Below are 23,689 nucleotides of genomic sequence, written 5' to 3'. Positions count from 1 at the left end.
CGGCACACCAGGAGGCGCTCCCTTGGAGCTCAGCAGGCGCACCTTTCACGCTCTCGCCGGCACGGCGGCGCTCGGCTTCGCGCTGACCGGCAGCGGGTCGCCGAGCTCCGCGCACCCCGGCCGGCCCGTGCGCACCGGCCCGCCGCCACCGGTGCCGGGCGCCGACGGCCGGCCGCACGACATCCGCTTCGACCGGCACTCGCTGGTGGTCGACGGCCGGCGACTGGTGCTCTGGGCGGGCGAGATGCACCCCTTCCGGCTGCCGAGCCCCTCCCTGTGGCGGGACGTGCTGCAGAAGATGCGCGCCCACGGCTACAACGCCGTCACCGCGTGCGTCGCCTGGAACGTCCACTCCCCCGCGCCCGGACGGTACGACTTCTCGGGCGTGCGCGACCTGGACCTGTTCCTGCGCACGGCCGCCGAGACCGGCCTGTACGTCGTGCTGCGGCCCGGCCCTCACATCGGCGCCGACGTCGACGCGGGCGGCTTCCCGGGCTGGCTGACCGCCACCGAGGGCCGGGCCCGGACCTCCGACCCCGCCTTCCTCCGGTACGCCGACGAATGGCTGACGGCCGTCAACGGCGTGGTCGCCGGGCACCTGTTCACGCGGGGCACGGGCACGGTCCTGCTGTACCGGCTCGAACAGGCCCCCGCGGCCGCCGACGACCCGTCCCGGCGCGCCTACCTGTCCCACCTGTACGAGAAGGTCCGCGCCGACGGCATCGACGTACCGCTGTTCCACACCACCGAGGAGGGCCGGCCGGCCGAGCCGGACGAAGTCGCTCCCGTCCGGGGGCACTTCGCGGGCGGCGGGGCCACGTCCCCCGGCCGCACCCCCAGGTTCCTGCCCGACGTCGGCGGGGGCCGTCCCGACGTGTGGGGCGGCTCCGCCCTCGGCGGCAAGGGATACGCCGAGGCCCGCCGGACCCGCGACGCGGCCTGGGAACGGCGCACCTACCTGTCCCACCTCGCCGACGGCGTCACTCTGCACAACGTCCGCATGACGTACGGCGGAACCTCCTGGGGCTGGCTGCCCGCACCGGCCGTGTACACCTCCTACGACTACGGCGCCGCCTTCGACGAGGCCCGCAACGCCACCCCCAAGCTCGCCTCGATGCACCAGATCGGGCAGTTGCTGCGGTCCGTGCCCGACCTCGCCCGGCTGGACCCGGGCCGGGAGGTCCGCGCCGCCGACGAGCGGATCGAGGTCCGCCACCTGACCAACCCGGACACCGGCGCCCACGTCTACGTCCTGCGCAACGACACCGACGAGCCGGTCACCTCCACGCTCCCGGACGCCGGGATCGACGTGCCGGTCACCGTCCCGGCCCGGGACGCCAAGCTCATCGCCGCCGGACTGCGGCTCGGCAGGCGGACGATGGTGCACTGCTCCGTGCAGCCCATGCTGAGCATGACCGCGGGGCGGCAGGACATCGCCGTGTTCGCCGGCCGCCGCGGCGACCTGGCACAGGTCGTGCTGGACTGCGCGGACGAGCCGACGCCCATGCGGCTGGACGCCGAGCCGGCCTGGGCGTACAACCTCGGCAAGCTGAACGTCTCCGCCCCGCTGGGCGCCGGCGGACTGAGCCGGGTGCGGGTCGAGGGTGACGGCGTCGACACCCCGATGCTGCTGCTCTTCGCGGACGACGCCACCGCCCTGCGGCTGTGGCCCCACGAGACACCGTCCGGCCCGCTGCTCGTCTACGGCCCGGCCCTGCTGCGTTCGGCCGTCCTGCGCGACTCCACGGTCCACCTCACCGGCGACACCATCGGCGCGACCGGCCTGGAGGTCTGGGGGCCGCGCGGCATCACCCACGTCACCTGGAACGGGCGGCCGGTGCCCACCCGCCTCTCCGCCTCCGGCAGCCTGCTCGCGCTGCGCCCGCTGCCGGGTGTGACCCGCCCGGTCCTGCCCGCCCTGACGGGCTGGCGGCGGCGCGCCGAGAACCCGGAGGCCGAACCCGGCTTCGACGACGCGGCCTGGGCGAAGGCCGACCGCACGACGTCCTTCAGCACCACGCCCGTACCCGACGGACAGCCCGTGCTGTTCGCCGACGACTACGGCTTCCACTACGGCGACGTCTGGTACCGGGGCGAGTGGACGGGCGGCGGCACCGCCGAGTCCGTGTCCCTGTCCTACAGCACCGGCACCCAGGGCCTGCTGATGGCCTGGCTGGACGGGGAGCCGCTGGGCACGCACCGCATGCCCGTGCCGGACGAGGGGCGCACCGGACAGGGCACGTGGACGGCGAAGGCCGTCTTCGCCCTGCCGGAGGACGTGCGCGAGCGGCTGCGCGACGAACCCCGGGCGCGGCACGTGCTGTCCGTGCTCGTGCGGCCGATGCAGCACGACACGGACGAGGGAGCGCGCGATACGCACAAGGCCGCGCGCGGGCTCACGGCCGTGACCTTCCGGGGCGCCTCCCCGGAGGTGACCTGGCGCATCCAGGGCGCCACCGTGCCCGACCCGGTGCGGGGCGCGGTGAACAACGGCGGCCTGTACGGGGAGCGGGAGGGCTGGCACCTGCCGGACCACGACGACCGGGACTGGGAGCGGGCCGGACCGCCGCGCGCGGACCGGCGGCAGGGCGTCACCTGGTACCGCACCCGCTTCCGGCTGGACGTCGACCCGGGCGTGGACGCCTCGGTCGGCCTGGTCCTCGACGACGACCCGGAACGGGCCTACCGCGTGCAGGTCTTCCTCAACGGCTGGAACCTGGGCCAGTACCTCAACGACGTGGGGCCGCAGCACACCTTCGTGCTGCCGAACGGGATTCTGCGCACACGTGGTGCCAACACGCTGGCGCTGGCGGTGCTGTCCGACGGGACCACTGCGTCCGGCCCGGGCCAGGTGCGGCTGACCCTGCTGGGCGCGGCGGCCGGAGGAGTGCCCGTCAAGCCGGTGTGACCGGCCCGCGCGCCGGGCACGGGCCGGGGCCGGCGGCCGTCACGCCAGCCGGATCACGTTCCAGGACAGCGGCTCCAGGACGGCGCCGAGCGTGCCGTCGCGCAACACCGTGCCGTCGACCGGGTGCGGGGCGACCCGCTCCGGGTCGTGGAGGGTGTTGCGCGCGTCGGGGTCCGCGTCGGCGAGGGCGCTGTGCTCGACCACCGACGACAGGCCGAGGGCACCCAGGGTGACCTCCAGCGGCAACGCCTCGGTCCGGCAGCGGTTGACGGCGAACACGGTGACCGACCCGTCCTCGCCGCGTACGGCCGTGGCGTGCAGCAGGTCGGTCTCGCCGTACTTGGCCGTCTCGTGGGTGGGTGAGTCCACCCGGACGTCGAGGACCTCGCCGCGGCCGTACCGCGACGCCTGGGCGAACGGGAAGAAGGTGGTCTGCCGCCAGGCCGGGCCGCCCGGCTCGGTCATGATCGGGGCGATGACGTTGACGAGCTGGGCGAGGCAGGCGACGGTGACGCGGTCCGCGTGCCGGAGCAGGGCGATGAGCAGCGAGCCGAACACGACCGCGTCCGTCACGCTGTAGTTGTCCTCCAGCAGACGCGGCGCCTCGGGCCAGTCGTCCTGCGCGAAGGCTTCGGCGCGCGCCTGCCACTCGGGCAGGTACCAGACGTTCCACTCGTCGAAGGAGAGGTTGATCCTCTTCTTCGACTTCAGCCGCGCGCCCACGTGGTCGGCGGTCGCGACCACGTTGTCGATGAAGGACTCCATGTCGACGGCGGAGGCGAGGAAGGAGTCGAGGTCGCCGTCCTCGGGCCAGTAGTAGGCGTGCAGGGACACGTGGTCGACGAGGTCGTACGTCTCCTCCAGGACCGTGGCCTCCCACGCGGCGAAGGTCGGCATGGACTGGTGGGAGGAACCGCAGGCCACCAGCTCGATGCCGGGGTCCTGCTGCCGCATGGCCCGGGCGGTCTCGGCGGCCAGGCGGCCGTACTCCCGGGCCGTCTTGTGGCCGGTCTGCCAGGGCCCGTCCATCTCGTTGCCCAGGCACCACAGGCGGATGCCGAAGGGGTCCTCGTCGCCGTGGGAGACGCGCAGGTCGGACAGGGCGGTGCCGCCGGCGTGGTTGGCGTACTCCTGCAGTTCCAGGGCCTCGGCGACACCGCGGGTGCCGAGGTTGACGGCCAGCATCGGCTCGGCCTGCGGGCCGATCTTGCGCAGGAAGTCGATGTACTCGGACAGGCCGAAGCGGTTGGTCTCGGTGGAGTGCCAGGCCAGGTCGAGGCGGCGGGGCCGGTCTCCGGCCGGGCCGACCGAGTCCTCCCACCGGTAGCCGGAGACGAAGTTGCCGCCCGGGTAGCGGACGGCGGTGACGCCGAGTTCGCGGACGAGGCCCAGGACGTCCCGGCGCAGGCCCTTGTCGTCGGCGGTGGGATGGCCGGGTTCGAAGACGCCGGTGTAGACGCAGCGGCCGAGGTGCTCCACGAAGGAGCCGAAGAGGCGGGGGTTCACTTCGCCGACGGTGAATGCGGGGTCCAGGGTGAAGCGGGCGGCTCGCATGGTCGCCTTTCGGGTCGGTGGGGTGACGCGGTCCGAGTCGGTGACGGGTACCGGTGTTCGAGATGTCGATCGGTGGTCGCTTTTCCGAACGGGACCGTAGGTTCGAAGCCCGTGCGCGTCAATGGGCCCCGCACGGCGCCGGCCGTCCTGCGGGCGCCCGCGACCGGGCCGCAGCGGGCGGGAACGGTCGCCGCCCGGTGCGCTTCGGGCGCCCGATCGCATGACGCGCACACTTTCGGGCGCGTAGTCTCGGACGGGCTGCCCAGCCGTCGGCCGGGGGTGAGAAGGGGGAGCGATGGACATCGCGGGCGCGCGGACGTTGGCCGCCCGAGTCACCGCCGCACTCGGGCGTTCCCGCAGGGGCTCCGCCATGCGCGGTCTGGCCGCCGAGCTCACCGCCGCGGTCCGGAGGAGACCTCAAGCCTCCACCGGCGTACGGGAGTTGTGCCGGGCGCTGTGCGAGGAGACGAGTGCGCGACGGGGCGGACGTCCCGTGCAACTGCGGTTCGAGCGTTTCCCGGACGAGATCGAAGTCACCGGTCTGTGGGTCGAGTTCCAGGACTTCGACCTGATCATCGTCGAGGAGCGGGCCGAGGCCGTGCAGCAACTGGTCATACTGGGCCACGAGTTGTGGCACCTGCACGCCGGGCACCGCCACCACCACGGGGTGGGCACGGCGGCCGCCCACGCGTTCGCCGACCGGCCCGGCTGGCAGGACGTCGCCCTGGCGGTGGCGGCCCGCAACGGCTCCCGGGAGCGGGACGAGGCGGAGGCCGACGTGTTCGGCCACCGGCTGGCGGCGGGGTGCCGGGCGCTGCTGCCCGGCGGGCGCGCCCCGGACGTGCCCCTCGAACCCGTGCAGCGGTCGCTGGGCTACCGGGGACCGCGGGGAGGTACGGCACGGTGACGACGGTGGCGCTGACGCCGGTCGAGTTCGTCAACCAGTTCTACCCGAACTTCTGGTGGATCCCCGCCGGGATCCTGGCCGCCGCCCTGGCCATCAAGCTGCCCAGCATCATCCGGCTCTGGAAGGACCCGCTGCTGCGCGCGGTCGGCGGGCTGCTGCTGCTCGCCTGCGCGGTGTTCGTGTTCGTGGCGCCGTCGACCATCGCCCGGGTCAACCGGCTGACCGGCGTGGCGAACTTCTCCGGCCCGTGGGTCTACTCGCTGCTCACCGCGTTCTGCGCCTTCTGCCTGCTGCTGATCATCACCTGGCGCAACGGCCTGGCCGACCGCTCCGACCGCACCCGGCGCGCGATGCGCGGGGTCGTGGTCGTGTACTCGTGCGTGATCGTCGCGATGTGGGTGCTGTTCGCCCTCGCGGACGTCCCGGAGGAGCGGCTGCGCGATCTCGACACGTACTACGCCAACACCCCGTACATGCGCGAGATGATCGTGCTCTACCTGCTCGCGCACACCGTGGCGGCGGTGGTGACCAACGGGCTGATCTGGAACTGGATCCGCACCGACGGGCTGGACTCGCTGCTGCGCTGGGGGCTGAAGTTCCTCGGTGTGGGCTACGCGGCGCAGTTGTTCTTCGACGCCGCCAAGATGACGGCCGTGGCGGCCCGTTGGACCGGGCGCGACCTGGACTGGCTGAGCACGGCCGTCGCCCCGCCGCTCGCCTGCCTGTCCGCCGTGCTGATAGCGGTCGGCTTCATCATCCCGCACGCCGGACAGTACCTCCACGGCCGCTGGCACGTCCGGCTCGCCCACCACGAACTGCGGCCGCTGTACCAGTTGATGAAGACGGTCGACGGTGACGGTGTCCCGTTCCTGCTGCGCGCCACACCGGAGTTGCGGCTGGTGCGCAGGGAGACGTTCATCCGCGACTGTCTGCTGCCGCTCGCCCGGTACATCGACGAGGACCGGCGCGAGAGGTACCACGAGGCCGCCCTCGCCCTCGGACACCCGCCGGACCGGGCCAAGGCGCTGGCCGCGACCGCGGCGATCCTGGACGCCGTCGACGCCAGGAGCCGGACCCAGGAGGACGACGGCGCCGGCGCGCGTGACACCACGGACCTGCTGCGCGAGATCGGCGCCGTGTCCCGGGCCCTGCGGCGCACGGAGGACCTCCGGGCGATCCGTGCCCGGGTGCCCGACCCCGCGGACGGCAGGTCGCTCACGGGCTGACGGCGTTCGGCGGGCCGGTGTCCGCCCCGCGCGCGGCCGGGACGGGCCGTGCGCGGCCGGATCGTCCGGCGGGACCTGCACCGGGGGATCGCGGATCCGATACGTGAAGGTACGGTGAGAGCCGTCCGGAACAGGAGCCTGCATGGCTCGAAACCGTTGCCTGCGACCGGCGTTGCGCGTCGCGCGGCTGTGGCCGGGCGCCGGGGAAGGCCCTCGGGGCGGGGGAGCCGTCATGGCTGAGTGCGAGGAGTCGCATGTCGCGTAGAGCTGTCGTCATCGGTGCGGGACTGGCCGGCATGCTGGCCGCGGCGGCCCTGTCCGCCGTCGCGGACGAGGTGGTCGTCCTCGACCGCGACGACCTGCCCGACGGGCCGGAGCACCGCAGGGGCCTGCCGCAGGGACGTCACGCGCACCTCCTCCTGGCGGGCGGCCTCGCCTCGATGGAGGACCTGGTGCCGGGCGTGAGCATGCGCAAGCACCTGCTCGCCGCGGGCGCGCACGAGATACCCCTCGGCTCGGGCATGGTCGTCCTCACCCCCGAGGGCTGGTTCCGCCGCTGGCGCCACCCCGGGCCGCGGATGCTGACCTGCACCCGGGCGCTGATCGACTGGGCGGTGCGAGCCGCGGTGCTGGACAACACGGGGGTGGTGATCCGCAAGGCACAGGTGCTGGAGCTGACCGGAACGCGGCAGCGGGTCACGGGGGTGCGCCTCTCCACCGCCGCCGGACAGGAGCGACTCCCGGCCGACTTCGTGGTCGACGCCGGCGGGCGGGGCTCACGGATCGTGACCTGGCTGGCGCGGCTGGGCATCGACGACGTGCGCGAGAAGACGGTGGACGCCGGTCTGGTCAACGCCACCCGCCTCTACCGCACGCCCGAGGGCGCCGAGCGGTTCCCGCTGACCATGGTGCAGGCCGATCCCTACCGGGGGCGGCCCGGCCGCAGCGGCATGGTGCTGCCGATCGAGGGCGGCCGCTGGATGGTGAGCCTCGCCGGGACACGCGGCGGCGGCGAACCGCCCTCCGACCCGGACGAGTTCCTCCGGTACACGCTGGACCTGCCCGATCCGGTCGTGGGCCGGCTGATCTCCGGCGCGGAGCCGCTCACCGACGTCCACGTCAGCCGCAGCACCAGCAACCACCGCCGGTACCTGGAGCAGGTCGGCTCCTGGCCCGAACGCCTCGTCGTCCTCGGCGACGCGCTGGCCACGTTCAACCCGGCTTACGGACAGGGCATGTCGGTGGCCGCGCTCGAAGCCCGGGAGCTGGAGCGGGAGCTGCGGCGGGCGGGCCTGGCGAGCCCCGGGCTCGCGCGGCGGGTGCAGCGGCGGGCGGCCCGGCCGGTCCAGGCCGCGTGGACGATGGCGGTGAGCCAGGACGTCTGGTTCCCCGGGACGCGAGGGGGTTCACCCGGCCTCGCCGACCGCCTGGTCACGGCGTACACCCGCCGCATGATCCGCACGGCGACCGGTTCGTACACCGCGGCGTCGGCGGTCTGGGACGTGATGAGCATGACGACCGGGCCGGAGCGGCTGCTGCGGCCCTCGACCGTCCTGGCGACGCTCAGCGGGCCGCCCCTGCCACCGGCGGCGGGCGCGCCCCTGACGGAGGAGGAACGGGCGATCCTGCGCCGGCTGGACCGGACGGGACGCTGAGCCCAGGGCGGGGAGGAACGTTACGGCGGCCCGGCCGCCGCCCCCCCGGTCCCGCCCGCCCCCCTCTCAGCCGGCGAACACCGGCTGCGGCAGGCCCCGGCCCGCGCCGGGCACCACGAACAGCGACCCCGCCAGGGCGGGCGGATCGGTGAGGCCGGTGCGCGCGGTCGTGACGTACAGGTCGCTCAGCGCGGCCCCGCCGAACGCGCAGGCGGTGACCAGCGGCACCGGCAGTTCGACCACCCGGTCCAGCCGCCCGTCCGGGGTGTAGCGCCGGACCGCCGAGCCCTGCCACAGCGCGACCCACACGCATCCGTCGGCGTCCACGGTCAGTCCGTCGGGGAAGCCGGCGCCCTCCTCGATCTCGGCGAGCGTCCGGCGTGCGGACACCCGCCCGTCCGCGTGGTCGAAGACGTCGACGCGCCGGGTGGGTGTGTCGATGTAGTACATGAGCCGCCCGTCGGGGCTCCACCCGGTGCCGTTGCTGACGGTGACGTCGTCCAGGACGGTCTCGGCCGAGCCGTCGCCGGTGACGCGGGACAGCGTCCCGCCACCCGGCGCCTCGTCGTAGCGCATGGTGCCGGCCCACAGGGAGCCGTCGGGCGCCACGGCGGCGTCGTTGGCCCGGCGGCCGGGGACGGGTTCGCGGCGCAGCCACCGGAAGCCGCCGTCGGTGTCGCCGTCCCCGGGGCCGAGGAGGCCGATCCCGTCACGCAGGTTCAGCACCAGCCCGCCGCCGGCGCGCGGCTTGACCGCGCCCACGTGCTGTTCGGTGCGGCGGGTCGTACGCCGCCCGGTGGCCGGGTCGTAGGTGTGCACGCGGCAGCCGAGGATGTCGATCCACAGCAGCCGGCCGGCCGCCGCGTCCCAGGTCGGGCCCTCGCCCAGCTCGGCCTCGGCGCGCACGGCGACCTCGTACGGAGTGCTCATGCCACGCTCCGGTGCCCGAGGTGCTCGGACAGCTCGGCGGCGCCCTTGGCTGCCAGCTGCTCCAGCTCGGTCCGGCGCTCCTCGCTCCAGCGGATCATCGGCACGGAGATCGACAGCGCGGCGACGACCTGCCCGGTGCGGTCGCGCACCGGCGCGGCCACGCAGGAGACGTCCGGGTTGGACTCGCGGCTCTCCACGGCGATGCCCCGCTCCCGGATCCCGGCCAGGGCCTCGCGCAGCGCCGCGGGGTCGGTGATGCTGTTGGGCGTCATCGCGACCAGCTCGGCGCCGTCGGGGATGCGCGCGGCGAGCTCCGCCTCGGGGAGGGAGGCCAGCAGCATCTTGCCGACGGACGTGCAGTGCGCGGGCAGGCGGCGGCCGGCCGCCGACACCATCCGCACGGCGTGCGTGGAGTCGACCTTGGCGATGTAGATGACGTCGGTGTCCTCGAGGATCGCCACGTGCACTGTCTCGTCGCAGGTCTCGGCGACGGACCGGGCGACCTGCTGTCCCTCGGCGGCCAGGTCGAGCTGTTCGGCGTAGCGGGCGCCGAGCTGGTACGGGCGCACGCCGAGCCGGTAGCGTCCCGGCTGGCCGGGCACGGGGACGATGTACTTGCGCGCGGCGAGCGTGGTCACCAGCTCGTGCACGGTGGTGCGCGGCAGCTGCAGCCTGCGCACGATGTCGGGGGCGGAGAGCGTCCCGTCCCCGTCGAGGAAGAGCTCCAGAATGTCGAGAGCCCGGGTCACTGCTGGTACGAGGCGTCCCACGACCGGCCCCCTCCCTGTTCATCAGCGCCCGCGTTCGAGATTTCAACAGGCGATCGGCATGACGAACACAGGCTAGCCATAGAGATGGGGCCGGGCAATGCCGGCCGACCGGGAGCGGATACATCAGCGGTCCGGGCGGCCGGCCCGGCCCCGTTTCACCGCCGTCCCCGGAAGGCGCCCAGTTCTCCTCTCAGGCGTTGGGCGCGCAGGACCAGTTCCAGTTCGAAGCGGCGGTCCGGGTCGTCTATCTCGTCGCCCCACAGCTCGCGGATCTGGCGCAGGCGGTAGCGGACCGTCTGGGGGTGGACGCCCAGGCGGGCCGCGACCTCGGGGGCGCCGCCGCGGGTCTCCAGCCAGGCCAGGAGCGTCTCGGCGAGGCGGCGGCCGTGGGTGGGGCCGCAGTGGGCCAGGGGGGCCAGGCAGCGCAGGGCCAGGTCGTCGATCAGCTCCTCCGGCTGGAGCAGGACCAGGGCCTCGGTGTGCTCCGTGCAGTGGAGGACCTCCCCGGAGGGGAGCAGGTCGCGTTCCATCAGGCGGACCGCCGCCTCCGCCCAGCGCAGCGACTTCGCGGCGTCGGCCAGCGGGACCGGCGGGCCGATCGCGCCGGACCAGCCGGCCAGGGCCCGCTGCAGCAGTTCATGCCGGCCGGCCGCGTCCGGCTCGGGGACGACCATGCGGGGCTGCTCGTACTCCATGTCGAGCAGGACGCCCTGGCCCACGGCGGGGGCCATCGCCTCCCGGGCCGGACGCAGCAGCACGCCCACCGAGACCTTCTCCGGCACGGGCCAGCCGATGCGGGCGGCCCGCTCGGTGAAGGCCTCGCTGGGATCGCCCCGGTGGTGCTCGGCCAGCAGGAGTTCCATGAGGCGGCGCTGCAGCCGCAGTCGTTCACCGGCCTGGCGGGCCGCCGCCTCGGCGTAACCGCGCACCGACTGGTCGACCAGGCCGTCGAGGTACTCGTAGCCGGCGTCGACGAGTTCGTACATCGCCGGGGGCGGGATCTGCACGCGCTGGCCGATGTCGGCGAAGCGGCGCCAGGCCATGCGGACGCCCATGCGGTAGATGGCCTGGAGGGAGTCCAGGGAGCGGCCGTTGAGGCCCTCGCCGCGGCCGAAGTCCTGGAAGACGCCGGGCGGGACGGTCGGGCGGCCCTCGGAGTGCTCCAGGTGCTGCACGAAGGCCTCGATGGCGCGGCGGATGCCGACCAGGGCCATCGGCTCGCCGGAGTCGTCGAGGACGACCGGCAGGTGCGGGTACTCGCGCTGGATCTCGCGGAGGATCTCCTCGGCGAGCCCGGGCGCCTCGGCCATGACGGTCGCGGCGAACCGGCGCACCTGGAGACGCGGTACGTCGTGCCAGGCCGAGCGGGTCGTGACGGTTCCGGTGCGGGCGGCCGTCATCGGTCAACTCCCCTGCCCGGCCCGCTCGTACGTGATCAGGGGCGTGTTCGGCTGGTCGGGGGTGGCTTCGAGCAGCGCGACCACGCCCAGCGCGGCCCCCACGGCGAGGGCGGCGGCGAGCGCCACGGTCAGCGCGGCAGCGAGCAGTCTGGACATCGCAGGGTCAGCCTCTCTGTCCCGGATTCGCCCGGACATCGTCCGGAGGTCGCCCACCCCGGCGCCCCGTCCCTGCTGTCGCGCCCAGTCTCGACAAGCATTGACACCCCGTCAAGAGCCGCCTACGGTTCCCGGCCCAGCCGCACGTGCGCTTCCCGCCGCCGTGCCGGTCCTCTCGTACGTCGAGCCGTCCCAAGCCACTGGAGTGCCCGGATGCGCCGTACAACCTCCCCGTTTTCCCTGGTCCTACTGGGTCTCGGCACGTTCCTGCTGGTGCTGGCGCCCTTGCTCGCCTGGTACGTGCAGCCGCGTGCCGCGGTCAACCCGATCGACATCGACACCACCGCCGTCTACACCGGCCGGGGCAGCGTCTTCGACACCGACCGGATCGAGACCGTTCCCGACCGGCGGATCACCGTGACCCAGCGGGTCCGGGGCGACGTCGAGGACAGCGAGCGCAGCGGCAACGCCGTGTGGGACGTGACGACCACCGTCGACACCGACAAGTCGCTGCCGGCCGCGGACCCGCACGACGCGCTGGACTTCGTGCCGCACCGCTGGGTGATGGACCGCAGGACCACCCGGCCCGTGCACTGCTGCGGGGAGAAGCCCCACATCGAGGGCGAGGCCTACCTGAAGTTCCCCTTCGACGTGCAGAAACGCTCCTACCAGTGGTGGGACAACACCCTCGGGGACACGGTCGTGCTGCGCTACCGCGGCACCGAGAAGGTGCAGGGCTACACGGGCTACAGGTTCACCGGCTCCGTGCCGCCGACCAGGACCGGCACCCGCATGGTGCCCGGCAGCCTCGTCGACCAGCCGCAGCGCCCCCAGGTGCTGGCGGAGGAGTGGTACTCCAACCACGGGTTCGTGCTGGTCGTCGACCAGGCCACCGGACGCGTGCTGTACGCGCAGACCGGGCCGCGCCGCACTCTGCGGGCGCCGGGCGGGACGAAGGACGCGGCGGTGCTGCTGGACAGCGAGAAGGTCGCCTTCACCCCCGCCACGCAGCGGGAGGCCGTACGGCAGGCGAAGCGCGACAGCGGGCAGCTCCGGCTCGTGGGGACCACCCTGCCGATCGGCGCCGGGATCGCCGGTCTGCTGCTCGCGGTGACGGGCGGTGTTCTGGTGGCGCGTGGGCGGAAGGAGCCGGAGCAGCCCGTTCCGTCCGATACGCCCCCTTCACCCCACCCCTCCCTCACAAAGTGATGTGACGTCAGCGTCGACAAGGGCGGAAATTGTCACGCCGGTGAGTAGCCGTGGCGAACGTCCGGGCGAAAACTGTCCAACCCCACCCCGAGCACAGACCGTCCACACTCCCCTCCTGAAAAGCGCTCAGGCCCCTCACAGGCCGACCCGACGTGACCCGCCCACCCCACCGACCCCACCACCATCCCCCACGTCTTCCCCACGCTGCGTTCCGCACCCCGAGACGAGTTGGAGCGTCCATGCCCCAGCACGTACCGTCCCAGCTGCGCACCGCGCCCTCCGGCGCGCCGCAGCCCCTTCCGGCGCTCCCCCCACAACCCCGCCGGATCGTCTTCCTCGCCCACCGCGACCTGGACAACCCCTCGGCCGGCGGCTCCGAGCTGCTGGTCGACCGGCTCGCGGACGGCCTGACCCGCCTGGGCCACCAGGTGACCCTGCTGTGCGGCGGCCCCGCCTCCTTCCGTGACTACCGGGTCGTGTCGGCGGGTGGTCCCTACGGCCACTACCTGCGCGCCCGTTCGGCCTTCGCCCGCCAGGTCGGTGCCTGCGACCTGCTGGTCGAGGTCTGCAACGGCATGCCGTACCTGGCCCCGCTGTGGCACCGCGGGCCGACGCTGACCCTGGTCAACCACGTCCACACCGACCTGTGGGCGATGCGCTTCGGCGGGCCGCTGGCCCCGGCGGCGCGCCTGGGCCGAAGACTCGAGCACTGGGCGCTGGCCGGGGCGCGGCAGCGCAACCTGCTGGTGGCGGTGTCGTCCTCCACGGCGCACGCCCTGCGGGCGATCGGGGTCGCGCGCGAGCGGATCCGGGTCGTGCACAACGGCGTCGAGGAGCCGGGGCCGGGGGCCGGGCGTTCGCCGGAGCCGCTGTTCGTCGCCGTCGGGCGCCTGGTCGAGTACAAGCGGATCGATCTGCTGCTGCGCCTGTGGGAACGGGTGCGGCCGGTGACCGGCGGCCGGCTGGTGATCGTGGGCGACGGTCCGGAGCGGGAGCGGCTCCAGCGGCTCGCCGGACCCGGTGTGGAGTTCACCGGGTACGTCTCCGAGGCCGAGAAGCACCGGCTGCTGTGCGCGGCCTGGCTGCTGCTGCACCCGTCCGCCGTGGAGGGCTGGGGTCTGGTGGTGACGGAGGCGGCGGCCCGGCAGACGCCGAGCGTGGCCTTCGACGTACCCGGCCTGAAGGACTCCGTGGTCGACGGCGAGACCGGCGTCCTCGCCCGGGGCGAGTCGTCGTTCGCCGCGGCCTGGTGTGCGCTGGCGCTGTCGGCGGAGCGGCGGGAACTGATGGGCAAGGCCGCCCGGGAGCGGGCCGCGCAGTTCCGGTGGGACCGGACGGTACGGCAGTTCCGGGTGGTGGCCGCGGAGGCGGTGCGGAGCTGGGCCCCGTGACGTCACCCCTGCGCCGCGTCGGTGACGTGGTGTCACGTGTGCGCGCCGGGCACGCCCGGCCGCGTCTGCGCGGCCCGGCCGCGCCGGACGCGGCCGGGCGCCCCACGGAGGCGACTGCGGGTCCGCCGGGCGCGGTCCCGTGGAAGGACCCCTCGCTGCGCCGCTCCCTCGCCCTCTTCCGCGCCTTCCTGCACGAGCAGGACGACCCGGCGGCCTGCTACTCGCTGCTCGCCCGGGACGCCGCCGACCAGGTCGAGGCGTACGACGGGCCCGTCGCCGGGCGGACCGTCGTCGACGTCGGCGGGGGCAGCGGCTACTTCACCGAGGAGTTCCGGCGGCGCGGGGCGCACGCGTTCCTCTTCGAGCCGGACGCGGCCGAACTGGGCGCGGAGCCGCCCGGCCCGGCCGTCGTCGCCGACGGGTACCTGCTGCCGCTGCGCGACGGCGTCGCGGACGTCACCTTCTCCTCCAACGTGCTGGAGCACGTCGCCGACCCGGGGACGTTCCTCAGCGAGCTGGCCCGGGTGACCCGGCCCGGCGGGCTGATCTACGTGTCGTTCACCAACTGGCTGTCGCCGTGGGGCGGGCACGAGTGGGCCCCCTGGCACTACCTGGGTGCCGAGCGGGCCCGGGCCCGCTACCTGCGCACGACCGGCAGGCCCGCCAAGCACACGCTCGGCGAGAACCTCTTCGCGGTGCACATCGGCTCCACCCTGCGGCAGGTGCGGGGCCGCGACGACGTCACGGTCGTCTCGGCGCGCTCCCGTTACTGGCCCTTCCTCGCGGAGGCCGTCGTCAAGGCGCCCGGGATCCGCGAGTTCGCCACCTGGAACCTCCTTCTCATTCTGCGGCGGTGTCCTACATGACGACCACGGTCCAGGCTCCTCCCCCGGCAGCCGTCCCCCGCACCGCGGCCGCGGCCGGCCCCCCGGAGGGCCCCCGGTCGCGGCGCTGGCTGCTGGGCTTCTGGGCCGTGGCGTTCGTGCTGTTCCTGGTGGTGCGGCCCGGCCGGCAGACCTTCGACACCAAGCTCGGGGTGACCACCGACCCGGGCCGGTTCTTCGGCGACCTCGGGCAGCTGTGGCACGACCGGGCCGGGTTCGGCGGCATCCAGGACCAGTACGTCGGCTACCTGTGGCCGATGCTGCCGTTCCACTGGCTGTGCGACCTGGTGCGGCTGCCGGTGTGGCTGGCCGAGCGGCTGTGGATGTCGCTGATCGTCTCGGTGGCGTTCTGGGGGGCGCTGCGGCTGGCCGAGCGGCTGCGGGTGGGCAGCGGGGCGTCCCGGCTGCTCGGGGCGGCCGCGTACGCGCTGTGGCCGGTGTTCACGACCGTCATCGGCTCGACGTCGGCCGCCGCGCTGCCCGGGGCGTTCCTGCCGTGGGTGCTGCTGCCGCTGGCGGACGAGCGGTACACGGCCCGGGTCGCGGCCCTGCGCTCGGCGCTGCTCGTGCCGTTCATGGGCGGGGTGAACGCGTCGGCGACGCTGGCCTCGCTGCTGCCCGCCGGGCTGTACCTGCTGTCCCGGCCGCCGGGGCCGCGCCGGCGCAGGCTGATCGCCTGGTGGGCCCCGGCGGTGATCGTGGTGACGGCCTGGTGGTGGGTGCCGCTGCTGCTGCTGGGCGTCTACGGCGAGAACTTCCTCCCCTACATAGAGACCGCGCGGACGACGACGGACACCATGTCGGCCACCGAGGCCCTGCGCGGGGCCGGCAACTGGGTGGCCTACCTGCACCTCGGTGAGGCCTGGCTGCCGGCCGGCTGGACCGTGGCCTCCTCCGTGCCGGTGATCCTGTGCTCGGCCCTGGCCGCCGGGCTCGGCCTGGCGGGACTCGCCCGGCGCGACATGCCCGAGCGGCGCTGGCTGGTGCTGACGGTGCTCGTGACGGCGCTGGTGCTGCTCGCCGGGTACGGCGGCGCGTTCGGGGCACCGTTCCACGGCGTGGCGCAGGACTGGCTGGACGGGTGGCTGTCGCCCTTCCGGAACATCTACAAGTTCCAGACCGGCCTGGCCCTGGCGCTCGTGCTGGGCCTGGCCCATCTGGTGGGGGTGGCCGCCGGGCAGCGCGGGGCCCGGCCCGTGCGCGGCCGGCGCCTGGCCCCGCTGGCCGCGGCCGTGCTGGTCCTGCCGGGGCTGCTGTGGCCGTACCTCAACGGCTCGATCCTCAACCCGGGTTCGTTCCCGAAGCTCCCCGCCTACTGGCAGGCCACGGCCGACTGGCTGGAGAAGTACTCCCCCGACTCGCGGGCCCTCGTGGTCCCGGCGACCGCCCACGGCGTGTACACGTGGGGCTCGCCCATCGACCAGCCGCTCGACGTCCTCGCCGAGTCGCGGTGGGCGCAGCGCGACTACGTCCCGTTCGGCACGCCGGGCAACCGGCGTGCGATGGACGCCGTCGAGCAGGCGCTGACGACCGGCGCCCAAGTGCCGGGCCTGGCCGACTACCTGACCCGGGCCGGGCTGTACTACGTCGTCGTGCGCAACGACCTCGACCCCGACCAGATCGGCTACGTGCCGACCGCGACCGTCAAACGCACCCTGGAACAGTCCGGGTACGAGCGGGTGACGGGGCTCGGCCCGGTCATGACCGGCGGCCGGATCGCGCGGGACGCGCCGCTCCAGGTCGAAGGGCTGTATCCGAGGCAGCGGGCCGTGGAGATCTACCGCCCGGCCGGCCCGGACGTGGTCCGGCCCGGGCAGGCCGGGCTCGCCCCGGTCGCCGGCACGGCCGTGGTGTCGGGCGGGCCGGAGGCGCTGCTGCCGCTGGCGCAGCGGCTGCGGGGGCGGGCCGCGGTCCTCACCGGCGACGGACACCCCGGGCTCGGGACCCCGGCCGTGCAGGTGGTGGGCGACGGGATGCGGCGGGCCGACACCCGCTTCGGGCTGGTCGGCGCGAACACCTCGTACACGTACACCCGCGACGAGCGCAACGCCCCCGGCGCCCTGCAGGACGCGGGCGAGGAGCCGCGCCAGATCCTGCCCGCCGAGGGCCTGCGGCACCAGACGGTGGCCGAACTGCGCGGTGCCCGCTCGGTGTCGGCGTCCTCGTACGGCAACTGGCTGTTCCACCTGCCGCAGTACGACCCGGTCAACGCCTTCGACGGTGACCCGGACACCGCGTGGGCGGAGGGCGCTCCGGACACCCCGGACGGGCAGTGGCTGCGCATCGGGTTCACCGGCCCCTACGCCATGCCGTCCTCCTTCCAGGTCACGCCGCTGCCGCAGGACAGCGTGCGGGCGGCGGCCACGAAGGTGCGGGTGGAGACCGCCAGGGGCGAGCGGACCAGCTTCCTGCGGCCGAACGGCGAGCCGCAGCGGATCAAGGCGCCCCGGGGCACGACGACGTGGATGAAGCTGACGATCGTGGACGCGGTGGAGCGCCGGCCCGGCCTGACCGGCGCGGGCTTCTCCGAGATCACGCTGCCGGACGTGCGGGTGACCCGGCTGCTGCGGCTGCCGGCCGACGCGGACCGGGCCCGCGCGGACGCCACCGTCGTCTCCCTGCACCGCGCCTCCGACCCGACGGGCCTGTCCCCCACCGGTACCGAGACGGGACTGCACCGCCGCTTCACCACCGCTCAGGCCGGCACGTACGAGGTCCGGGCGAGCGCGGTGCCCGTGCCGGGCGCGGCGCTGGACGAGCTGCTGTACGAGGTGGCGCCGGAGCAGCGGGCCCGGATCGTCGCCACCGCCGACTCCACGGCCCGTCTGGGCGCGGGGCTCGCGGCCCGCAACCTCACCGACGGGGATCTGACGACGGCGTGGATCGCGGGCGACCGGCCGACGATCCATCTGCGCTGGCCGGGCAAGCAGCCGGTCGGCGAGCTGGTCCTGGCCCCCGCGGGCGGCCTGTCCAGTCGCGCGTCGAAGGTGGAGATCAGCTCTCCCGACGGCGCAGCGATCGCCGGCGTCGACGAGAACGGCTGGGTCCGCTTCCCGGCCATCACCACCGACCGGCTGGACATCACGGTCACCGAGACGGCCCCGCTGACCCTGCACAACCCCGTCGCCGACGAGAAGCTGCGCCTGCCGGTGGGCCTCACCGAGGCGTACGTGCCGTCCCTCGACCAGTACCGCACCCCGCAGCCCGACGGCACCCGGGCCTTCTCCCTGCCGTGCGGCAAGGGCCCGGAGGTGGCGCTGGACGACGAGCTGTACCCGACCAGCGTCAAGGGCACCGTGCGGGACCTGGTGCAGCGGCGCGGGGTCCAGGTGACCCTCTGCCAGGAGGGACGCAGCCAGGCGGAGGTTCGGCTGGCGGCCGGCGAGCACCGGCTGGAGGGCGGCGCCGCCGGCCCGCTCGCGCTGACGGACGTGACCCTGACCCGAGGCACGGTCGACGAACCGGTATCCGCCGGGCGTGACCTGCGCGTCCGGGACTGGCTGGGCGACCGGCGCGAGGTGGCGGTCGGTTCCGGCGCGGCCTCGTACCTGACCACGTACGAGAACGCCAACGAGGGCTGGCGGGCCACGCTGAACGGCGAGGAACTGACCCCGGTCCGGCTGGACGGCTGGCAGCAGGGCTGGCGCGTCCCGGCCGGGGCGGGCGGCACGGTCGAGCTGTCCTACGAGCCGGCCACGACCTACGACATCGGGCTGATCGGCAGCGGCGTGGGCATCGCGGCCCTGCTGGGCCTGGCCCTGTGGCGCCGCCGCGAGCCCGCCCCCGACGCGCCCCGGCCCGCCGCGCCACCGCCCGGCCTGTGGCTCGGCACGGTGGCCCTGACGCTGGTCGGCGTGGTGATCGCCGGGTGGCTCGCGCTGCTGGTACCGGCCCTGGCGCTGCTCGCGGCGCGACGGCACGCGCTGCTGGTGCCGATCGCCTTCGCCGCCCTGGCGGGGGCGGGGGTCGCCGCGGCCTTCGGGGCCGGGGAACCGGTCGGCTCGGGCGCGGGGGCCTTCGGGCACCTGGCCCAACTGCTCGCTCTCATCGGCCTGTTCGCCGGTCTGGTGAGCGTGCGCGAGCGGCCGCCCGCCGAGGCGCCGACCCGGCCGCTGCCGAGGACGGGCCCGGAGGAGGGCGGAACCGCATGACGGCACCGGTGCGCATCCCGTTCCCGGTGGTGGACGAGATCTCCCGGCACTGCCTGCAGCAGGAGGAGCCGGAGACCGTCCACATCGAGGTCCACCTGCCGGGCCCTCTGGACGGGCCACGCCTGCGCAAGGCGTTCCTGGAGGCCCTGCACCGCCACCCCCGCGTCCTGATGCGGGAGGCACGCGGACCGTGGTACCGGGGCCGCTACGAGTGGGAGCTGACGCGCGAACCGGACACGGAGACGGTGACCTTCACCGCGCCCGGGCCGCACGCGCTGCGGGACGCACGGGCCCGGGCGCTGTCCGGGGCACCGCCGCTGTCACTGTCCCCGCCCGTCCGGCTCGAGGTGGTCGGCTCGGTACTGCTGCTGACCGTCAACCACACCGCCCTGGACGGCCCGGCCTGCCTGCGCGTGCTCGCGACGGCCGCGGAACTCTACGGCGGCAGGGACAACGCCCCCGCCGCGCCCCCGGTCCGCCCCGCCGAACCCCCGCGGGCCGTCCCCGCCACCCCGACCGGCCTCGCACCCCCGGCCCGGGTGGCCCCGGGCACACCCGACCCGTCCCCCGGCAACGGCCTGCTCGTGGCCGAACTGCCGCTGCCCCGACGCCCCAAGGGCTCGCCCTGGACCGTCAACGACCAGCTCATGGTCGCCACCGCCCTGACCGTCACCCACTGGAACCGGGAGCACGGGGCCCGGCCGCGCCCGCTGCGCATCACCATGCCCGTGGACGACCGCCCCCGCGACACCTCCATGCCGATCGGCAACGGCACCCGCCTGGTCGACGTGCCCTTCGCCCCGGGGGAAGCGGACGTCACCGCCATGCCGGCCCTGCTGCGGCGCACCGCGGAGCGCACCCGGGCCCTGAAGGCGCAGCCGCGCCCCCAGCTGGGTCACGGGGCCGCCCTGCTCACCGCCCCCTGGGCCCCGGTGGCCGCCCGGGCCGCCCTCACCCGGGCCCTGCGCCGGGCCGCCGCACCCTGGACGTCGACGACCCTGCTCAGCAACATCGGCCGCATCCCCTACCCCCTGGACTTCGGCGAGGACGCGGGCCGCGCCCACGCCGTCTGGTTCTCCGCGCCCGCCCGCATGCCCCGCGGCCTGACCGTGACCACCGCCTCCACGGCGGGCCGTCTCCACCTGGCGCTGCGCTGGTCGAGGGCGCTGCTCGGGGACGGCGACGGCGACCGGCTGCGCGAGCTGTTCGCGCACTACCTGCACACCACGGAGGTGACCGAGTGACGACGACCACCGGACCCCCGCCGCGCGAGCTGCGCGACTTCTACGAGAACCCCGCCGTCCCCGTGGCCTCCGGCACCCCGCGCAGCCTCCGCCAGGCGCGCATGCTGGCCAGGGCACTCGGCCCGGCCGCCACCCGGGGCGCGCGGACCGTGCTGGACATCGGCTGCGGCGACGGCACCGCCGCAGCCACCGCCGTCCCGCTCCTGCCCGGCCACCGCGTCATCGGCGTGGACTGGTCCCAGGACGCCCTGCGGCGCGCCCGCACCCGCATCCCGTACGCCGTGCGCGGGGAACTGACCGGCGGGGGGCTGCCGTTCGCGTCGGAGTCGGCGGACGCCGTGCTGTTCAGCGAGGTCGTCGAGCACCTCGTCGACCCGGACGCGGCGCTGGACGAGATCCGCCGGATCCTGCGCCCCGGCGGCCATCTGATGCTGTCCACCCCGAATCTGGCCGCCTGGTACAACCGGGCCCTGCTGCTGGCCGGGGTGCAGCCCGTCTTCTCGGAGGTCAGCCTGCGCCGCATCCACGGCCGCCCGGGCACGGAGGTCGTGGGACACCTGCGGCTGTACACCCCGCGTGCCCTGCGGGAGTTCGTGGCGGCCGGCGGGTTCGACGTCGTCCGGCTGGAGGGCGCCCCCTTCCACGGCGTGCCGCGCCCGCTGCGCCCGCTGGACCGGCTGGCGTGCCTGCGGCCGCAGCTCGCGTCGATCCTGCTGCTGCACGCGCGAAGGACGTAGCCCGTGTGGTGGGGAGTGGCCGCGGCCCTGCTGGCGAACACCCTGTACAGCCTGGGCTTCGTGCTGGAGAAGCGGGCGCTGACCTCGCTGCCGGAGGTGAGCATCCGCCGTCCGGCGCGGCTGCTGCGCCTGGTCCTCGGCAGCCCCCTGTGGATCGGCGGCTCCCTCGCGCTGGCCGCCGGGTTCGCCGCCCAGCTCGTCGTCTACCGCACCCTGCCGATCGCCGCCGCCCAGGGCATCTTCGTCTCGGGTCTGGTGCTGCTGGTGCTGCTGTCATCCCGGCTGCTCGGGGAGGAGACGAGCGGCCGGGAACGGTACGCGCTGGGCGGGATCCTGCTCGCGCTGCTGATGGTGGTGCTGTCGCTGCGGCAGGACACGGACACCGTCGGCCAGGACGCCCCCTACCCGCTGATCCTGCTGGTGTGCGTGCCGTCGCTGGCGGCCGGTGTGTGGCTGTACGGCTCCGCCGAGCGGCGCGCCCGCAACCGGCACCGGCGCCCCACCACCGGCGTCGAGTACGGCGTGGCCGTGGGTCTGCTCTACGGTGTCAGCTCCCTGGCCATCAAGGGGGTCTCCGGCCGGCTGACGGCGGACGGGGCCGGCGGCGCGGTCCTCGGTCTGCTCGGCTCCCCCTACCCGTATCTCCTGCTGTTCACCGGCGCGTTCGGCCTGGTGATGTCGCAGGCGGCGCTCCAGCGCTGCCGTGCCTCCCTGATCGTGCCGGTGTGCACCACCGTGACCAGCCTGTTCACGGCCGTGCTCGGCACCCTGTCGTTCGGTGAGGCCCTGCCGCACGAGCCGTTCCGGCTCGCCCTGCGCGTGGCCGGCACGGCCCTGGCGGTGGGCGTGCTGCTGACCATGCCGAAGCACGACTCCGCTCCCCGATCCCCAGAACCGGCCAAGGAGTTGGCATCACCGTGAAGCCCGACGACCCGCTGCTGAAGATCCTGGCCTGCCCGCTCGACAAGGGCCCGCTGCACCTGCTGCCCGCCCGGGCCGGGCAGCAGGAGGCGCTGTACAACCCGCGCCTGCACCGCCGCTACCCGGTCGTGGACGGCATCCCGCAGCTGCTGCCGTCCTCCGGCGAGCAGGTGCCGGACGACGAGCACGAGGTGCTGGTGAAGAGGATGGCGCCGTGACCGGCGTCGCGGCCCGGCTGGCGCCCTTGCTGCCCCCGCGCCTGGTGGCCGCGACGGCCCGGGCGCTGTACCCCCGGTTCGAACCGGAGCTGGCCCGGCTGGCGGACCTGTGCCCGCCGGGCTGCCGCACGGCGGTGGACGTCGGCGGCTGGTACGGGCCGTGGACGCACCGGCTGTCCGCCCGCGCCGAGCACGTCGTGACGATCGAGCCGGTGCCGCGGCTGGCCCGCCTGCTGACCGCCGCGGCCCCGCCGAACGTCCGCGTGATCCGGGCCGCGGCCTCCGACCGGCCGGGCATCGCCCGCCTGTGGCTGCCCGCGGACGACGCGGGCGACCGGGGGGTGTCCTCGCTGGTCCGGCGGGACATCCACGGCCGGGCCCTGGACGTGCCCTGCGTGACGCTGGACGAACTGGGCCTGCGGGACGTCGGATTCATCAAGATCGATGTGGACGGCAACGAGCCGGCGGTGCTGCGCGGGGCGACGGGCCTGCTGGCCCGCGACCGCCCGGCCCTGTTCGTGGAGCTGGAGGCGCGCATCCAGCCGATCGCGCCGGTGGTGACGTACCTGAACCTGCTGGGCTACGACGGCTGGGTGCTGCCCGGCGACACCTGGGTGCCGCTGGCCGCGTTCCCGCTGGAGGAGCACCAGGAGGCCGCCTCCTACGTGGTCTCCCACGGTCTGCTCCGCCGGGTCCTGCCCTCGTCCCTGCTGCGGGGGCCGCGGTACGTCAACTCCGTGCTGTTCCTGCCCGACGGCCGCCGCCCGGGTCCGGCCCCGGTGGGCGACGATGGGTCCCATGCCCTCCGGAACACACCCCGCTAGCCCCTTCACTCCGCTCGACTTCCAGCTGGTGCTGCTGCGCCGCATGGCCGACCACAATCCGGGCCTGGTGGAGGACGCCCGCCACGAGCTGGGCGTCTCCGTCGCGGACATGCGCGAGGCCAACAGGCGCTGGCAGGCGATGGTCCGCTCCCCGCGCTCCCGCGCGCACCTGTCCCTCGTCCGCCGGGTGCTGGGCGAGCCGGAGTCCCGGGCCGCCCGCCGGATCGGCGACCTCGACTGCGAGGCCCACCTGTGGCCCGTGCCGCTGTGGCCGTCCCTGCGCTTCGAGGTGCTGACCGCCCCGAACGGCGCGGTGTGGAACGAGTGGCTGGTCCGCGCCCCGGGCACGCCGGGGCCCGAACTGCGCACCCTCGACGATCTGACGCCCTGGTCGTGCACGGTCGACGAGGCGGCCCGGGCCTTCGCCCCGGCCCGTCCTTCGGAGGGCACGGCACCGACCCGCTGGGGCCTGGCGTTCACCGCCCCGGACGCCGGGGGCGTCCCGCGGCGGGTGGTCGCCGAGTTCACCTGGGGACTGCTCCAGCGGGTGGCCGTCGAGGGCACCCGGCCCTGAGGGGCACCGTCGCGGGGCGCGCACCACCGG

At 74.7% G+C, this 23,689-nt stretch carries 19 protein-coding genes; 14 read left to right on the top strand and 5 right to left on the bottom strand.

All coding sequences use genetic code 11. From position 1 onward, the window contains the following. Positions 1-22: 22 nt before the first annotated feature. Positions 23-2,908, top strand: a complete 2,886-nt coding sequence (locus Q5694_RS04785) for a glycoside hydrolase family 35 protein (protein WP_333930744.1) — start codon at positions 23-25, stop codon at positions 2,906-2,908. A 39-nt stretch (positions 2,909-2,947) separates the two neighbouring features. Here the strand turns inward: Q5694_RS04785 and arfA are convergent, their stop codons facing one another. Continuing rightward, positions 2,948-4,462 carry an arabinosylfuranosidase ArfA gene (gene arfA, locus Q5694_RS04780; RefSeq protein WP_333930743.1) on the bottom strand — a complete coding sequence of 505 codons (1,515 nt, stop codon included), beginning with the start codon at positions 4,460-4,462 and terminating at the stop codon, positions 2,948-2,950. Between the two features lie 295 nt (positions 4,463-4,757). Here arfA and Q5694_RS04775 point away from each other — a divergent pair, with 295 nt between their 5' ends. The 3 genes from Q5694_RS04775 to Q5694_RS04765 all read left to right on the top strand — a co-directional run bounded on the left by Q5694_RS04775 (position 4,758) and on the right by Q5694_RS04765 (position 8,250). Next, positions 4,758-5,369 carry a toxin-antitoxin system, toxin component family protein gene (locus Q5694_RS04775; protein WP_333930741.1) on the top strand — a complete coding sequence of 204 codons (612 nt, stop codon included), beginning with the start codon at positions 4,758-4,760 and terminating at the stop codon, positions 5,367-5,369. Continuing rightward, positions 5,366-6,595: an MAB_1171c family putative transporter gene (locus Q5694_RS04770; protein ID WP_333930739.1), complete on the top strand. Its 1,230-nt coding sequence runs from the start codon at positions 5,366-5,368 to the stop codon at positions 6,593-6,595. The genes Q5694_RS04775 and Q5694_RS04770 overlap by 4 nt, the downstream gene beginning before the upstream one ends. 254 nt (positions 6,596-6,849) lie before the next feature. Further along, positions 6,850-8,250 (top strand): FAD-dependent monooxygenase, encoded by a 1,401-nt coding sequence (locus Q5694_RS04765; protein WP_333930738.1) that lies wholly within the window; start codon positions 6,850-6,852, stop codon positions 8,248-8,250. A gap of 66 nt (positions 8,251-8,316) precedes the next feature. On the opposite strand, the gene Q5694_RS04760 is transcribed toward Q5694_RS04765, so the two are convergent. From Q5694_RS04760 to Q5694_RS04745, 4 genes are all read right to left on the bottom strand, one after another. Continuing rightward, positions 8,317-9,180 carry an SMP-30/gluconolactonase/LRE family protein gene (locus tag Q5694_RS04760; RefSeq protein WP_333930737.1) on the bottom strand — a complete coding sequence of 288 codons (864 nt, stop codon included), beginning with the start codon at positions 9,178-9,180 and terminating at the stop codon, positions 8,317-8,319. Then, positions 9,177-9,950, bottom strand: coding sequence for an IclR family transcriptional regulator (locus tag Q5694_RS04755; RefSeq protein ID WP_333930736.1), 774 nt, complete (start codon positions 9,948-9,950; stop codon positions 9,177-9,179). Before Q5694_RS04755 ends, Q5694_RS04760 begins: the two co-directional genes overlap by 4 nt. Before the next feature lie 155 nt (positions 9,951-10,105). Beyond that, on the bottom strand, positions 10,106-11,350 hold the full coding sequence (locus Q5694_RS04750) for a helix-turn-helix domain-containing protein (RefSeq protein ID WP_333930735.1): 1,245 nt from the start codon (positions 11,348-11,350) through the stop codon (positions 10,106-10,108). Positions 11,351-11,353: 3 nt separating this feature from the next. After that, positions 11,354-11,506, bottom strand: a complete 153-nt coding sequence (locus Q5694_RS04745) for a hypothetical protein (protein WP_298572590.1) — start codon at positions 11,504-11,506, stop codon at positions 11,354-11,356. Positions 11,507-11,719: 213 nt separating this feature from the next. Between Q5694_RS04745 and Q5694_RS04740 the strand changes: the two genes are divergently transcribed. From Q5694_RS04740 to Q5694_RS04695, 10 genes are all read left to right on the top strand, one after another. After that, positions 11,720-12,715 (top strand): DUF3068 domain-containing protein, encoded by a 996-nt coding sequence (locus tag Q5694_RS04740; protein WP_333930734.1) that lies wholly within the window; start codon positions 11,720-11,722, stop codon positions 12,713-12,715. A gap of 239 nt (positions 12,716-12,954) precedes the next feature. After that, positions 12,955-14,106, top strand: coding sequence for a glycosyltransferase family 4 protein (locus tag Q5694_RS04735; protein WP_333930733.1), 1,152 nt, complete (start codon positions 12,955-12,957; stop codon positions 14,104-14,106). 155 nt (positions 14,107-14,261) lie between these two features. Further along, entirely contained in the window at positions 14,262-14,972 is a 711-nt protein-coding gene (locus Q5694_RS04730; RefSeq protein WP_333931292.1) for a class I SAM-dependent methyltransferase, read from the top strand. Further along, complete coding sequence (locus tag Q5694_RS04725; RefSeq protein ID WP_333930732.1) at positions 14,969-19,141, top strand: alpha-(1->3)-arabinofuranosyltransferase; 4,173 nt, start codon at positions 14,969-14,971, stop codon at positions 19,139-19,141. Before Q5694_RS04730 ends, Q5694_RS04725 begins: the two co-directional genes overlap by 4 nt. After that, positions 19,138-20,385, top strand: a complete 1,248-nt coding sequence (locus Q5694_RS04720) for a condensation protein (RefSeq protein ID WP_333930731.1) — start codon at positions 19,138-19,140, stop codon at positions 20,383-20,385. The genes Q5694_RS04725 and Q5694_RS04720 overlap by 4 nt, the downstream gene beginning before the upstream one ends. Further along, positions 20,382-21,122, top strand: a complete 741-nt coding sequence (locus Q5694_RS04715; RefSeq protein WP_333930730.1) for a class I SAM-dependent methyltransferase — start codon at positions 20,382-20,384, stop codon at positions 21,120-21,122. Before Q5694_RS04720 ends, Q5694_RS04715 begins: the two co-directional genes overlap by 4 nt. A 15-nt stretch (positions 21,123-21,137) precedes the next feature. Further along, positions 21,138-22,043, top strand: coding sequence for a hypothetical protein (locus Q5694_RS04710; RefSeq protein WP_333931291.1), 906 nt, complete (start codon positions 21,138-21,140; stop codon positions 22,041-22,043). After that, complete coding sequence (locus Q5694_RS04705; RefSeq protein ID WP_333930729.1) at positions 22,040-22,261, top strand: Trm112 family protein; 222 nt, start codon at positions 22,040-22,042, stop codon at positions 22,259-22,261. Before Q5694_RS04710 ends, Q5694_RS04705 begins: the two co-directional genes overlap by 4 nt. After that, complete coding sequence (locus tag Q5694_RS04700; protein ID WP_333930728.1) at positions 22,258-23,085, top strand: FkbM family methyltransferase; 828 nt, start codon at positions 22,258-22,260, stop codon at positions 23,083-23,085. Before Q5694_RS04705 ends, Q5694_RS04700 begins: the two co-directional genes overlap by 4 nt. Further along, positions 23,051-23,659: a hypothetical protein gene (locus Q5694_RS04695; RefSeq protein WP_333930727.1), complete on the top strand. Its 609-nt coding sequence runs from the start codon at positions 23,051-23,053 to the stop codon at positions 23,657-23,659. The genes Q5694_RS04700 and Q5694_RS04695 overlap by 35 nt, the downstream gene beginning before the upstream one ends. Positions 23,660-23,689 lie beyond the last annotated feature (30 nt).

Origin of the sequence: Streptomyces sp. AHA2 (assembly GCF_036857595.1) — a bacterium.
Classification (GTDB): Bacteria; Actinomycetota; Actinomycetes; order Streptomycetales; family Streptomycetaceae; genus Streptomyces.
This window is presented reverse-complemented; position numbering and strand designations above follow the sequence as displayed.